This is a genomic window from Pseudomonas sp. GB2N2 (assembly GCF_054897705.1).
In genome coordinates, this window is sequence record NZ_CM142701.1 from 2,940,955 (window position 1) to 2,953,681 (window position 12,727).

Genomic DNA, 12,727 nt, shown 5'->3' on the forward strand with positions numbered 1-12,727 from the left:
CGGGTAGAATGGCGCCCTTCCCACTTCAGCCCGAGCGGACTTCATGGCGTTGCCGACCTTACGTCTCATTGGTTTCATTATCGGCCTCTTCCTGATCACGCTGGCGATCGCCATGGTTGTGCCCATGGCCACACTGGTGATTTTCGAGCGCACCGGCGACCTGCCGTCGTTCCTCTGGGCCAGCATGATCACCTTCGTCGCCGGTCTGGCGCTGGTCATTCCCGGTCGTCCCGAACACGTGCACCTGCGTCCCCGGGACATGTACCTGCTGACGGTCAGCAGCTGGCTGGTGGTGTGTATTTTCGCCGCCCTGCCGTTCCTGTTGACCCAGCACATCAGCTACACCGACTCCTTCTTTGAGAGCATGTCCGGCATCACCGCCACCGGCTCGACTGTGCTTAACGGCCTGGACACCATGTCCCCCGGCATCTTGATGTGGCGCTCGTTGTTGCACTGGATCGGCGGCATCGGCTTTATCGGCATGGCGGTCGCGATCCTGCCGTTGCTGCGCATCGGTGGCATGCGCCTGTTTCAGACCGAGTCGTCGGACCGTTCGGAAAAAGTCATGCCCCGCTCGCATATGGTGGCGCGCTTGATCGTGGCGGCCTATGTCGGCATCACCATTGTCGGTAGCCTGGCGTTCTGGTGGGCCGGGATGAGCCTGTTCGATGCGATCAACCACGCGATGTCGGCGATTTCCACCGGTGGTTTTTCCACCTCCGACCAGTCTCTGGCCAAGTGGAAGCAGCCGGCGGTGCACTGGGTGGCGGTCGTCATCATGATCCTGGGCAGCCTGCCGTTCACTCTGTACGTGGCGACCTTGCGCGGCAACCGTCGGGCGCTGATCAAGGACCAGCAAGTGCAAGGTTTGCTCGGCATGTTGCTGGTCACATGGCTGGTCCTCGGCACCTGGTACTGGTGGACCACCAACCTGCACTGGCTGGACGCGCTGCGGCATGTGGCGCTGAACGTGACGTCAGTGGTAACGACCACAGGGTTTGCGCTGGGGGACTACAGCCTCTGGGGCAATTTCTCGCTGATGCTGTTCTTTTACCTGGGGTTTGTGGGTGGCTGCTCGGGATCGACGGCGGGCGGCATCAAGATTTTCCGCTTCCAGGTCGCCTACATCCTGCTCAAGGCCAACCTTAACCAGTTGATTCACCCGCGTGCGGTGATCAAGCAGAAGTACAACGGGCACCGTCTCGACGAAGAGATCGTGCGATCGATCCTGACCTTTTCATTTTTCTTCGCCATCACCATCTGCGTGATCGCCCTGCTGCTGTCGCTGCTCGGCGTCGACTGGATGACCGCGTTGACCGGTGCCGCCAGCACCGTGTCCGGCGTCGGCCCGGGACTCGGCGAGACCATCGGCCCGGCAGGCAACTTTGCCAGCCTGCCGGACGCCGCCAAATGGATTCTCTCGTTCGGCATGCTGCTCGGCCGACTGGAGATCATTACGGTGTTTGTGCTATGTATTCCGGCGTTCTGGCGTCACTGATCGGGTTCGGCGCTTCCATCAACCGCACCCGGTACTCGCCGGGTGTGGCGTCAAACCAGCGGCGGAAGGCGCGAAAGAAATTGCTCGGATCGGCGAACCCTAACAGGTAGGCAATTTCCAGCAGGGTCATCGTGGGTTGCGCCAGATACTGTTCGGCCAGTTCGCGCCGGGTGTCATCCAGCAGCGTCTGAAAACTCGTGCCCTCTTCTTGCAGCCGTCGCTGCAATGTCCGTTGCGACAAGTGCAGGGTCTGCGCCACCGTATCGCGCTTGGGCTCGCCCTGGGGCAGCAAACGGCACAACACCTGACGCGCCTTGTGGGTGACGCGGCTCTCGGAAAACCGTGCCAGGTACTCGCCGGCAAAACGGTCATGCAGCAGCGCCATGGCCTCGTTGGCGGTCGGCAACGGCGCTTCCATGTCGGCGCGCTCGAAGATCAGCGCGTCATAAGGCGCGTTGAATACCAGCGGGGCATGGAAGGCTTGTTTATAGGGTTCGAGATTGGCCGGCTGTTCGCCCTGCACCAGCACCTTGCGCGGTTGCAGGGTGCGCCCGGTCAGCCAGCCGCACAGTGCCAGCGCACAGGCCAGCGAGGCCTCGGCACTTTGCCGGGTCGGCGGCAGGTGATCACCGTGGACCGTCAGAATCAGCGCATAGCCTTCATCCAGCAGCCGAAAACTCAGGTCGGCACTTTCAGCGATGATTCGCTGGTAACGCACCAGCCGCCGAAAACCTTCGGCGAGGGTCTGACTGGACATCAACGCATAGCCGGCCACATGGAAGGAGGCCGGCCGCACCACTTTGCCCATGTTCAGGCCGATCGCCGGGTTGCCGGACAGCTCGACGGCGCGCTGCCACAAACGAGTCATGGAATCTTGCGGGAAGCGCGCATCCGGATCATCCAGTGACGCGTAGTCGAGCCCCAGCTGCTTGAACAGAACCCGGCAGTCCAGGCCGTCCATCTCCAGTGCTTTGACAATCCCCATCGCCCAGCTTGCAGAAGTCGTTCTTTCGCTCATGGCGTTTACTGTCGTGGTGAGCCGCATGCCGCGGCCAATTTCCGAAGGATACTAAAGTGGCGCCCATTGTCACTGGCTGATGCCACTGATCACTCTAGACTCAAATAAGCTATCCGCTGAACAACTTGCTGCCCATAACAATAACCACAGAGATCGCAGTCGTGGAAAACATCAAACGTTTCAATAGCTTCGCTGAGTTTTACCCGTATTACCTCAGCGAACACAGCGACAGCACTTGCCGACGATTGCACTTCATTGGCACGACGCTGGTTATTTTCATTCTGGCCCTGACCATCGGCAAAGGTGCCTGGCTCTGGTTGCTGGCACTGCCGCTCGCCGGCTACAGCTTTGCCTGGATCGGGCATTTCTTTTTTGAAAAAAATCGTCCTGCGACTTTTCAACATCCGCTGTACAGCCTGTTCGGCGATTTCGTCATGTACCGCGACATGATTCTGGGTCGCGTGCCGTTTTAGGCGCAGCCGTTGTTCTTTATAAAAATAAGTAAGCACAGTGAGGTTAGCCGATGAATGCCAATGCCCGATTCACCCACATGCAGGATGGCACGCAGGAAGACTGGGCGATCATCGCCGCCGACTTCAGTGCCTACGCGAAGCAATTGCCGACACGGATTGTGGCGCACCTGAAATTACTGGAGGGTGATTTTGGCGGCTTCCCGGTGGATCGCCTGACCCACTCCCTGCAAACCGCCAGCCGCGCCTGGCGCGATGGCCGCGACGAGGAATACGTGGTGTGCGCCCTGCTGCACGACATCGGCGACACCTTGGGTTCCTATAACCATCCGGACATTGCCGCGGCGATTCTCAAGCCATTCGTCAGCGCCGAGAACCTGTGGATTGTGGAGAAACACGGGATTTTCCAGGGCTACTATTTTTTCCATCATTTGGGCATGGATCGGCATTTACGCGAGCAATTCAGTGATCACCCGCAGTATCGGGCGACCATCGAATTCTGTGCCAAGTATGACGCGGCGGCATTTGACCCGACATACGAAACATTACCGCTGAGTTTCTTCGAGCCGATGATGGAGCGGTTGTTTGCTCATCCCAAGCATTCGATCTACAAGGCGGCGATGGAGGAACACGCGCCGGCCTGATGGATCTAGAGCGTCCGGGCCGGCCCCTTCGCGAGCAAGCCCGCTCCCACATTGGGAATGCATTCCCCTGTGGGAGCGGGCTTGCTCGCGAAAGGGCCAGATCAGGCGCTACAACTCTACGCTGGCTCAGCGACTTTCAATGCCTTCAACTCCGCCTCCCGCGCCTGGGCATCCGCCAACCGGTACAGCTCGATCGAGCCATCCCAATGCTCGATCAACGCCGTGCACGATTCCACCCAATCCCCGCAATTGAGGTAGTCCACTTCGCCAACCTTGCGAATTTCGGCGTGGTGAATATGCCCGCACACTACGCCGTGCAATCCGCGTTTGACGCATTCGTGGGCGATGGCTTCTTCAAAGTCGCTGATGAAGCTGACTGCGGTTTTCACCTTGTGCTTGAGGTACGCCGACAGCGACCAATAGCCGTAGCCGTAACGGGCGCGCCAGTGGTTGAGCCAGCGGTTCAGGGTCAGGGTGAATTCGTAGGCCGAGTCGCCGAGGAATGCCAGCCAGCGGTGATAGCGGGTGATCACGTCGAACTGGTCGCCGTGGATCACCAGCAAATGACGACCATCGGCAGTCACGTGCACCGCTTCGTCCACCAACTGAATGTTGCCCAAGATCAGTTTCGAATAGCGGCGCAGGAATTCGTCATGATTGCCGGTGACGTAGATCACCTCGGTGCCGCGCTTGCTCATGGTCAACAGGCGACGGATCACGTTGGTGTGCGCCTGAGGCCAGTACATGCCGCCGCGCAGTTTCCAGCCGTCGATGATGTCGCCGACCAGGTAGATCTTGTCCGCGTGGTAACCCTTGAGAAACTGCGACAAGTGCTCGGCCTGACAGTCCCGGGTGCCCAGGTGCACATCGGAAATCCACAAGGTCCGCACACGTTGCTTGCGACTGGGTTTGGCGAGCTCAGCGCTGGTCATGGGCAACCCTCTGCGATTGTTTTTGCAAGCTTGCGCCGGCCGGGTTAATTGCCCATGACAGTGGCAAGTCAGTCCTGTGACAACGCGTGCGGATGATGTCGGTGTAGACTGGCGGCCTTATTCGGGAGACTTGCGATGAGACCGATCCTCACGCTCCGCCAATACACGAAAGACCTGATCGTCCACAGCCATGACCACGCGCAACTGGTGTTCGGGCTGTCGGGTGCGCTGGATTTCGAGGTCGACGGGCGTGGCAGTCAGGTGATTGAGCAGAGCTTTGTGGTGGTCCCGTCCGGTTTCCATCATGCGTGCGGCAGCGCCAATGGCAGCCGCTGCCTGGTGCTGGATGTGCCGAGCGTTAAATGGGTGGCCGAGTCCCTTGGCGAGCACGCCGATGCCAGTCGCCGTTTGCTCGACAACGCCGGGCGCCTCGCGCTGGACGCCGGGCAAAGCCAATTGGTGAATTGGCTGGCGGGCAGCCCGGTCAGCGATCCGCTGATTGCGCAACAAGGCGCGGTGCTGTTGTTGGCAAGCCTCAACTCTGCCAAACCCAACGTGATCGGCGGCCGGCGCCTGCCCTACGCTGCGTTGAACGCACACATCGATCGGCACGCAGCGCATCCGCTGCAAGTGGCCGACCTGGCACGCATCGCCGACCTCTCCAGCGCTCGGCTGCATGCACGATTTGTCGCTGAATGCGGGCAGACGCCGATGGATTACATCCGCAGTCGTCGTTTGCACATGGCCGTGGGTCTGCTGCGCAATTCGGCACTGCCCATTGGCGAGATCGCCAGTCGGGTGGGTTACAGCTCGCAAAGTGCCTTTTCAGCGGCGGTTTTGCGCGAGGTTGGACTCTCCCCCGGAAAATTGCGCCGCGAGGCTGGCAACAAATGACAATAGTCTGGCGACAGACATGACTGTGCGTTGCGCGGTTCAATGCCCGATACCTTGGTCCGTCTGCTGTTAAGGATTGCAATGACTCCCCGTACCGCCCTCGGCTCCCTGCACATCGGCGCACTGATGTTCGGCCTGACCGGAGTGTTCGGCAAACTCGCCGCCGCCTCTCCCGCCGTCATCGTCTTCGGCCGCGCAGCCTTCGCCGTGCTCGCCCTCGCCGTTTTCGCGCGGTTCGCCAGCCAGACTCCCTGGCAGAAATTGCAGGCCGTGGATTGGCGTCGCCTGCTGCTCAGCGGCGTGTTGCTGGCCGGACACTGGGTGAGTTTTTTCATTGCGGTGAAGGTCGCGGGAGTCGCCATTGCCACCCTGGGTTTCACCAGTTTCCCGGCCTTTACCGTGATCCTCGAAGGGTTGATTTTCCGCGAGCGGATTCGCGCCAATGAAATTCTACTGGTGCTGTTGGTGAGTGTCGGACTGGTGCTGGTCACGCCGGATTTCGACTTGGCCAGCGGCGCGACTGTCGGCCTGCTGTGGGCTGTCGGTTCAGGTTTGCTGTTTGCGCTGCTGTCCCTGACCAACCGCGCCAGTTCGGGAAGAATTCCGCCGGTACAGGCTGCGTTGTGCCAGAACGTGGTGGTTGCGTTGTGCCTGCTGCCAGTGGCGGCACCGCAGTTGAGCGAAGTGCGCGCCATCGACTGGCTGTGGATCAGCCTGCTCGGGGTCTTCTGCACCGCCGTCGCTCACAGCCTGTTCGTCGCCAGCCTCGCAGTGATCAAGGCGCGAACCGCTGCGGTGGTGTTCGCCCTGGAACCGGTATACGGCATTACCGTGGCCTGGCTGCTGTTCGATGAGAACCCGACGATGCGCATGCTGATCGGCGGTGCGTTGATCATCGTGGCGATCGTGGTGTCCAGCAGACTCTCGGGCGGTTCCAGCAAGAAAACCGTGGCCGCCGAAGCCGCGTCTCACTGAGTGCGGTCGTTGTGCCCGAGGTCGCGGTCCGGATCGATCTGATCGCGGACCCGCTGCTTGAGGACTTTGGCCTCGGGGAAACCGCCGTCCGCCTTGCGCTCCCAGATCTGCACGTCGTCGCAGACAATGTGAAACACACCACCCGTGCCAGGCACCAGCGACACCTTTCCCAAGTCGCCGCCAAAGGTGCTGAGCAGCTCTTGCGCTAACCAGGCGGCACGCAACAGCCATTGGCATTGCGTGCAGTAGGTGATGATGATTTCCGGTTTGTGCACGGTCATGACGGGCGATACTCCTGAGCCAGTGGGCGCCGCCATGATAAAGCGTCAGCGGATACCGGCCAACAACGCGCGCGCCGTCTGTTTGAGTGGCTCGTCACCGTCCTTGATCAACTCGTTGAGCAACTCGGCGGCGCTATCGAGATCGCCATCATCGATGCAGTTCTGGGCTTGTTCGAGTTTGCCTGCATTGATCGGCGAGGCCGGCTCCAGACTCAGCGGTTCCAGCGCCAGCGAGTGGCCCGTATCACTGAAACCATCCAGAAAATCGTCGTCCAGGGACTGGGAATCAGGTTCGGCGATCCATTCCAGTTCGGGCTCGCCGAGCGTCGGTTCTTCCGGCATCTCGAACACATCGGGCAACACGTGCAGATTCGAGGTGAATGCGGGCTCCACGACCTTCGGTGGCTTTTCCGCGGGCTTGGTCGTTTCGAAGGGGCTGACCAGATCCCAACTCGAATCCATCGACAGGTCATCCAGGTTCAACTGAAACTCATCGCCGGACGTCTGTTCGGACTTCGCCAGTGGTGTGATGGCTGGCACCGCCGGCGCCGGCGGCGGGACGTTGTTCAATTTTGGATAACGGGCCCGAATGTCCTGCAACTGCTGTGAATCGAACCCGGCATTGCGCAGGCTGTTTTCCTGCGCTTCATAGGCTGGGGCGTCGCCTTGCTTGCCGAGGACTTCAAGCAATTGCACGGCCAGATCCGTGCGCTGTGGGTCCTTGGACAATGCGTCACGCAACAGGCCCGCCGCTTCGGAAAAGCGCCCGTACGCCAGGTAGATGCCCACGCCTTCAAGCACATCGCCGGACGGCGTTTCGTCATGATGGGCCGGCGCCGGTTTCGTCAACGGAGCCTTTACCGCTGGTTCGCTGGTTTGATTGAGCACCGGTTCATGCCGCGATGGCATAACCGCTGGATCTTCGGGTAACGCCTGAACCTGCTGACGGCGGCGGCGGATCAACAGACCCAGCAACAGCAATACAACCAATGCCAGCAATCCGATGATCAGCGACCAATCGTAAGTCTCGGGTTCAGGTGCCGCGACCGGTGCAGGCACCTCTGCTTGCGGCACAACCGGGGGCGGCTTCCGGGCTTCTGCCAAGCGGGTTTGCAATTCATCTATCTGCTTTTTCTGGCCGGCAATCTGTTCGTCCTGGGCCTGAAACTTTGCGTTCATCTCATCGACGGTTTTTTGCAATTGCTGGTTCTGCAGCACACTGGCGGCCAATTGCTCGGCAACGGGATCAATGACCGGCGCGGCAATGGGCTCAACTTTGGGCGCAGGTTTCTTCGCCATGGGCGTTGGCGCAGTGGCGGGTTTGACGCTTGGGAACGGAGAATTCGGGGAGCTGGCGACCGGTTCATCGGCAACGGGCACAATGCCTGGCGAGCCGGGCGGATCGATCAATACGGTGTACTCACGCAGCACGCGCCCATTGGGCTGATTGAGCTGCACGAGAAAATTCAGAAAGGGTTCATTGACGGCTTTGTTGGAGCTCACCCGGATCAGGCTGCGGTTGCCCTTGAAGATCGGCGTGAACTTCAGGTCGTTGAGAAAAAACACCCGCTCGACGCCGGCACGACCGAACTCGTCTGCTGTCGCCAGGCTGACTGACAAATCGCCCTCTTCCAGGCCGGCTGCATCCTCCAGGGCGATGTCGGCACGCAATGGCTGATTCAGTGCTGAATGCAGGGTGATTTCCCCCAGCCCCAGCGCGGGTGCCAACGCCGAGTAAGTGACAGCCCCACCGACCAGAAGCAACTTCGCGCAACACCGCAATACTACGTGCCAACTCTCGAGCATGAGCATCCCTTAGATAACCAGAACCTGACGGTGCGTGTTCGCACATCCGGTACGAACACGATACAGCCTAGTCGTTCTTTATAGACCGCCCAACGGGGTCTCTCAAAAAGCGGGCCCCCGTTTATGCCTCAAGATTTTTCCAGGTTGCCCAGGATGTGCCCGTGCACCCGCATGCAGATCTTCAAATCCGCCTCTTCGACACCTTGAAAAAGCTCGAGGCGTAATTGATTTGCAATGGTTTCAATTTGTTCGATCAGGGGGCGGGCCGGGGCACACAGGACAATTTTTTTTGCCCGACGGTCTTCGACCACGGACTGACGCTGAACGAGACCCTGGCTTTCCAGGCTGTCGAGCAGCCGTGCCAGTGTTGGCCCTTCCACGCCGACACTTTGCGCCAATTCACGCTGGGTCGGAGCTTCCTCGAAACGCGCCAGGTGCAGCAGCACCAGCCAGCGCGCCTGAGACAACCCCAGGCCTGCGAGACGGCGATCCAGTTCGGCACGCCAGCCGCGGGACATCTGGGCCAGTTGCATGCCAAATCGGTGTTGATCGGTTAACGGCATAAAACACTCATGATTAGACTGAAATAGAGAAAAACTAATTATTAGTCAGCTAAGCATGGCCCTTGGCTGGAGGCAAGGCTTGCTCTGTACTGAATCGTTACATCTATAGAACGTGTTCAGTATTTGAGCATCACACCTCGAATTCCGACTGCAGCGCGGCACGTACGCAATACAAAACCCCTTCCGGCACGCGACCGGCGAACAACTCGGCAATCTCCGTCACCGGCGGCAACTCGCCCTCGCCGTCGAGGAATGCATCCTGCACTTCACCCATCAGGTCTTCGGGCAAGTCCAGTGCCTGTTCCAACGACAACTGCTGCTTGCCGATCGCCTCGGCAAGCATCGTGTAGACGTTCTTTTCCGAACACTGCAGCTGACCGGCGATTTGCAGCGGGGTCATGCCGGCGCGAGCCAGGGTGATCAGCTCGTGGCGCACATCAGCCACCACTTTCGGCGCCTCGACCTGACCGCCGAGCACTTCGAGGAAGGCCTCGCCGTAGCGTTCCAGTTTTCGCGCGCCGACGCCGCTGACCGTGGCCATCTCCGCCAGCGAGGTCGGTTGGCTGCGGAGCATTTCCAGAAGCGTCGAATCGGGGAAAATGACATAAGGTGGCACACCGTGCTCCTCGGCCAGCTTGCGACGCAAGGCACGCAACGCTTCCCACTGTTCGCGCTCTTCGCCACGGACCAGTTGGCTCGCCGGGCTCTTGCTGCTTTTCGTCGTGGTCTGCGGCTTGAGGTCGCGACGCAGTTCCAGGGTCACTTCGCCCTTGAGCAGCGGCCGGCAAGTGTCACTGAGGCGCAGGCCACCGTAACCTTCGAGGTCAATGTCTGCCAGGCCCCGGGCGACGAGTTGGCGGAACAGGGAGCGCCATTCGCTCTCCCCCAGCGTCTTGCCGACGCCGTACACCGACAGATGCTGATGACCGAAGCTACGCACCTTTTCGTTGTCCTTGCCCAGCAACACGTCCACCAGATGGCCGACGCCATAGCGCTGGCCGGTGCGGAAGATCGCCGACAGTGCCTGACGCGCCGGCTCGGTGGCGTCCCAGGTCTGCACGCCATCGACACAGTTATCGCAGTGGCCGCATGGCTCGGGCATGTCTTCGTCGAAGTAAGCCAGCAGGGTCTGGCGACGGCAGCGGGTTTCTTCACAGAGCGAGAGCATGGCGTCGAGCTTGTGCTGTTCCAGACGCTTGTGACGCTCGTCGCCTTCGGAGTTCTGCAGCATCTGCTTGAGCATCACCACGTCTTGCAGGCCGTAGGCCATCCAGGCATCCGCCGGCAGACCGTCACGGCCACCACGACCGGTTTCCTGATAATAAGCCTCAAGGGATTTCGGCAGATCAAGGTGCGCGACGAAGCGTACGTTGGGCTTGTCGATGCCCATGCCGAACGCCACGGTGGCGACCATGATCAGGCCTTCCTCGTTGAGGAAGCGCTTCTGGTGCAGCGATCGCGTTTCGTTGGGCAGGCCGGCGTGGTACGGCAGCGCCGGGAAGCCTTGCTCGCTGAGGAACACCGCGACTTCATCAACCTTCTTGCGCGACAGGCAATAGACGATACCGGCATCGCTGCGCCGTTCGGCGAGGAACGCCAGGAGCTGCTTGCGTGGCTGCTCCTTGGGCACGATGCGGTAAAAAATGTTCGGACGGTCAAAACTTGAGAGAAAACGCTCGGCGTCCTGCAAATGCAGGCGGTCGACGATTTCTTCCCGGGTGCGCTTGTCCGCGGTAGCGGTCAGGGCGATGCGCGGGACGTTGGGGAACAATTCTGCCAACTGCCCCAGTTGCAGGTACTCGCGACGGAAGTCGTGGCCCCATTGCGATACGCAATGCGCTTCGTCGATGGCAAACAGGGCTATTTCAAGGCTTTGCAGAAAGGCCAGCATGCGCGGCTGGACCAGACGTTCCGGCGCCAGGTACAGCATCTTCACTTCACCGCGCGTGATCCGCGCCGCCAGGTCGCGTTGCTGTTCGGCGCTCAGCGTGGAGTTCAATGCAGCGGCGGCGACGCCCAGTTCCTCGAGGGTCGCGACCTGATCGTCCATCAATGCGATCAGTGGCGACACGACCACCGCAAGGCCTTCGCGCAACAGCGCCGGTACCTGGAAGCACAGGGATTTGCCGCCACCGGTAGGCATCAGTACCAGGGCGTCACCGCCACTGGCCACACGCTCAATGATCGCACCCTGGCGGCCACGAAAACTGTCGTAGCCGAAGATGTCCTTGAGAACGCGTTGAGCCTGTTCGAGCATAAAAACTCCAAAAATCACCGAATCATCCCTGCAAGGCTGGTTCAGTATCCGCAAGGCTGCACTGACAAATCGTAAGTGCGCGTTGCATGACGCTTCACATCTCAGCCGCGACGCCAGCAGGGCATCACAAAACGCGGGAGTATACCCGAGGGCTTCGTTGCAAAGGGTGCCACTGAGAAGAGGAACACAACGTTGGGCCCGTGGGGGATTCCATGTTGCGGTTACGCCACCCAAAGCCATCCAGGGCCAAATATCCCGCGCGGCTGGCCTGAGGGCTCAAGAAGGCCTAGAATTCCCGCATCTGTTTAAATCCCAAGGTAGCCTTTTAATGTCCTTCGCTGAGCAACTAACCCGCCTGCAAGTATTCCTCGACGCCGACGAACTGCATGACGAGGCGCTGGACTACGTGGCCGCCCACGGCTACCTCACCGCGTTGTCGATCTGCTCCGAACTCGTTCCCGACCGTGAATGGATCGATGCCCTCTTTGCCGAAGAGCCGCATTACGCCGACGACACCGAGCGTGAAGCCATCGAATCCACTCTGCTCGCCCTCAAGGCTCACATTGCTCGTCAACTGGCGTCCGATGAAGAGTTCGAGCTGCCGTGCGAACTGGACCTCGGCGAAGACCCGGACGATTCCGACCTGCGCGGCTGGTGCATCGGTTTCATGGAAGGCGTGTTCCTGCGCGAAGCGGCCTGGTTCGAAACTGCCGAAGACGAAGTCAGTGAAATGCTCCTGCCGATCATGGTCGGTTCGGGTCTGTTCGACGAACAGCCTGAGTTCGAAGACATCGCCAAAGACGCCAACCTGATGGACGACATGATCGTGCAGATCCCCGAAGCCCTGACCGCGCTGTACCTGCTGTGCAACGCGCCAGACGAAAAACCGGCGATCCTCAAGCCACGTCACCACTAAGGTTTTGCCTATGGACAACCCCATAGGCCACCGCTCCCCGATAGTGCGCTACGTGCTGCTGGCCATCGGCTGGCTGAGCGTTGCGCTGGGGGTGATCGGGATTTTCCTGCCGGTGTTGCCCACCACGCCCTTCCTGTTGCTGGCGGCCGCTTGCTTCGCCCGGAGCTCCCCGCGTTTTTATCACTGGCTGGTGGAGCATCCGAGGTTGGGACCGTGGATTCGCGACTACCTCGACGGCAACGGCATTCCGCTCAAGGGCAAGGTCTACGCCATCGGCCTGATGTGGGTGAGCATTCTGTTTTCGTGCTACCTGGTGCCGCTGCCGTGGGCACGCGGGTTCATGCTGACCAGCGCGGTGCTGGTGACGATCTACATCCTCAGGCAGAAAACCCTGCATCGTTCCTGATCTCGCGCTGACCCAGACAAAAAAACCCGCCATTCCTTCACGGGGATGGCGGGTTTTGTCGTTTCAG

General features: G+C 60.2%; 13 protein-coding genes. 7 read left to right on the forward strand and 6 right to left on the reverse strand.

Annotated features, from left to right (window positions below; all coding sequences use genetic code 11):
• Positions 1–43 precede the first annotated feature (43 nt).
• Positions 44–1,498, forward strand: coding sequence for a TrkH family potassium uptake protein (locus ACYZT4_RS13645; RefSeq protein ID WP_461980362.1), 1,455 nt, complete (start codon positions 44–46; stop codon positions 1,496–1,498).
• Here the strand turns inward: ACYZT4_RS13645 and ACYZT4_RS13650 are convergent.
• Positions 1,455–2,516, reverse strand: coding sequence for an AraC family transcriptional regulator (locus ACYZT4_RS13650; protein WP_461980364.1), 1,062 nt, complete (start codon positions 2,514–2,516; stop codon positions 1,455–1,457). The two genes, ACYZT4_RS13645 and ACYZT4_RS13650, sit on opposite strands and share 44 nt — an antisense overlap.
• A gap of 161 nt (positions 2,517–2,677) precedes the next feature.
• Between ACYZT4_RS13650 and ACYZT4_RS13655 the strand changes: the two genes are divergently transcribed.
• Together ACYZT4_RS13655 and ACYZT4_RS13660 are read left to right on the forward strand one after the other, a co-directional pair.
• Entirely contained in the window at positions 2,678–2,989 is a 312-nt protein-coding gene (locus ACYZT4_RS13655; RefSeq protein WP_461980366.1) for an Mpo1-like protein, read from the forward strand.
• A gap of 50 nt (positions 2,990–3,039) precedes the next feature.
• Complete coding sequence (locus ACYZT4_RS13660) at positions 3,040–3,630, forward strand: HD domain-containing protein (protein ID WP_461980368.1); 591 nt, start codon at positions 3,040–3,042, stop codon at positions 3,628–3,630.
• Positions 3,631–3,746: 116 nt separating this feature from the next.
• Here ACYZT4_RS13660 and ACYZT4_RS13665 read toward each other — a convergent pair whose 3' ends face one another.
• Positions 3,747–4,562, reverse strand: a complete 816-nt coding sequence (locus ACYZT4_RS13665; RefSeq protein WP_461980370.1) for a UDP-2,3-diacylglucosamine diphosphatase — start codon at positions 4,560–4,562, stop codon at positions 3,747–3,749.
• A gap of 135 nt (positions 4,563–4,697) precedes the next feature.
• Here ACYZT4_RS13665 and ACYZT4_RS13670 point away from each other — a divergent pair, with 135 nt between their 5' ends.
• Together ACYZT4_RS13670 and ACYZT4_RS13675 are read left to right on the forward strand one after the other, a co-directional pair.
• Positions 4,698–5,456, forward strand: coding sequence for a helix-turn-helix transcriptional regulator (locus ACYZT4_RS13670; RefSeq protein WP_461980372.1), 759 nt, complete (start codon positions 4,698–4,700; stop codon positions 5,454–5,456).
• Between the two features lie 81 nt (positions 5,457–5,537).
• Positions 5,538–6,431, forward strand: coding sequence for a DMT family transporter (locus ACYZT4_RS13675; protein WP_461980374.1), 894 nt, complete (start codon positions 5,538–5,540; stop codon positions 6,429–6,431).
• On the opposite strand, the gene ACYZT4_RS13680 is transcribed toward ACYZT4_RS13675, so the two are convergent.
• The 4 genes from ACYZT4_RS13680 to recQ form a co-directional block, all read right to left on the reverse strand.
• Positions 6,425–6,712: an Rdx family protein gene (locus tag ACYZT4_RS13680; protein WP_461980376.1), complete on the reverse strand. Its 288-nt coding sequence runs from the start codon at positions 6,710–6,712 to the stop codon at positions 6,425–6,427. The two genes, ACYZT4_RS13675 and ACYZT4_RS13680, sit on opposite strands and share 7 nt — an antisense overlap.
• 45 nt (positions 6,713–6,757) lie before the next feature.
• The gene (locus tag ACYZT4_RS13685; RefSeq protein ID WP_461980378.1) at positions 6,758–8,518 is read right to left on the reverse strand and encodes a FimV/HubP family polar landmark protein; all 1,761 of its coding nucleotides are present in this window, start codon (positions 8,516–8,518) and stop codon (positions 6,758–6,760) included.
• 128 nt (positions 8,519–8,646) lie between these two features.
• On the reverse strand, positions 8,647–9,081 hold the full coding sequence (locus ACYZT4_RS13690; RefSeq protein WP_461980380.1) for a MarR family transcriptional regulator: 435 nt from the start codon (positions 9,079–9,081) through the stop codon (positions 8,647–8,649).
• A 130-nt stretch (positions 9,082–9,211) separates the two neighbouring features.
• Complete coding sequence (gene recQ / locus ACYZT4_RS13695) at positions 9,212–11,338, reverse strand: DNA helicase RecQ (protein WP_461980382.1); 2,127 nt, start codon at positions 11,336–11,338, stop codon at positions 9,212–9,214.
• Positions 11,339–11,666: 328 nt separating this feature from the next.
• Here recQ and ACYZT4_RS13700 point away from each other — a divergent pair, with 328 nt between their 5' ends.
• Both ACYZT4_RS13700 and ACYZT4_RS13705 read left to right on the forward strand, forming a co-directional pair.
• Positions 11,667–12,254 carry a UPF0149 family protein gene (locus tag ACYZT4_RS13700; protein ID WP_461980384.1) on the forward strand — a complete coding sequence of 196 codons (588 nt, stop codon included), beginning with the start codon at positions 11,667–11,669 and terminating at the stop codon, positions 12,252–12,254.
• Between the two features lie 10 nt (positions 12,255–12,264).
• Positions 12,265–12,660: a YbaN family protein gene (locus ACYZT4_RS13705; protein WP_461980386.1), complete on the forward strand. Its 396-nt coding sequence runs from the start codon at positions 12,265–12,267 to the stop codon at positions 12,658–12,660.
• The last annotated feature ends 67 nt before the right edge of the window (positions 12,661–12,727 follow it).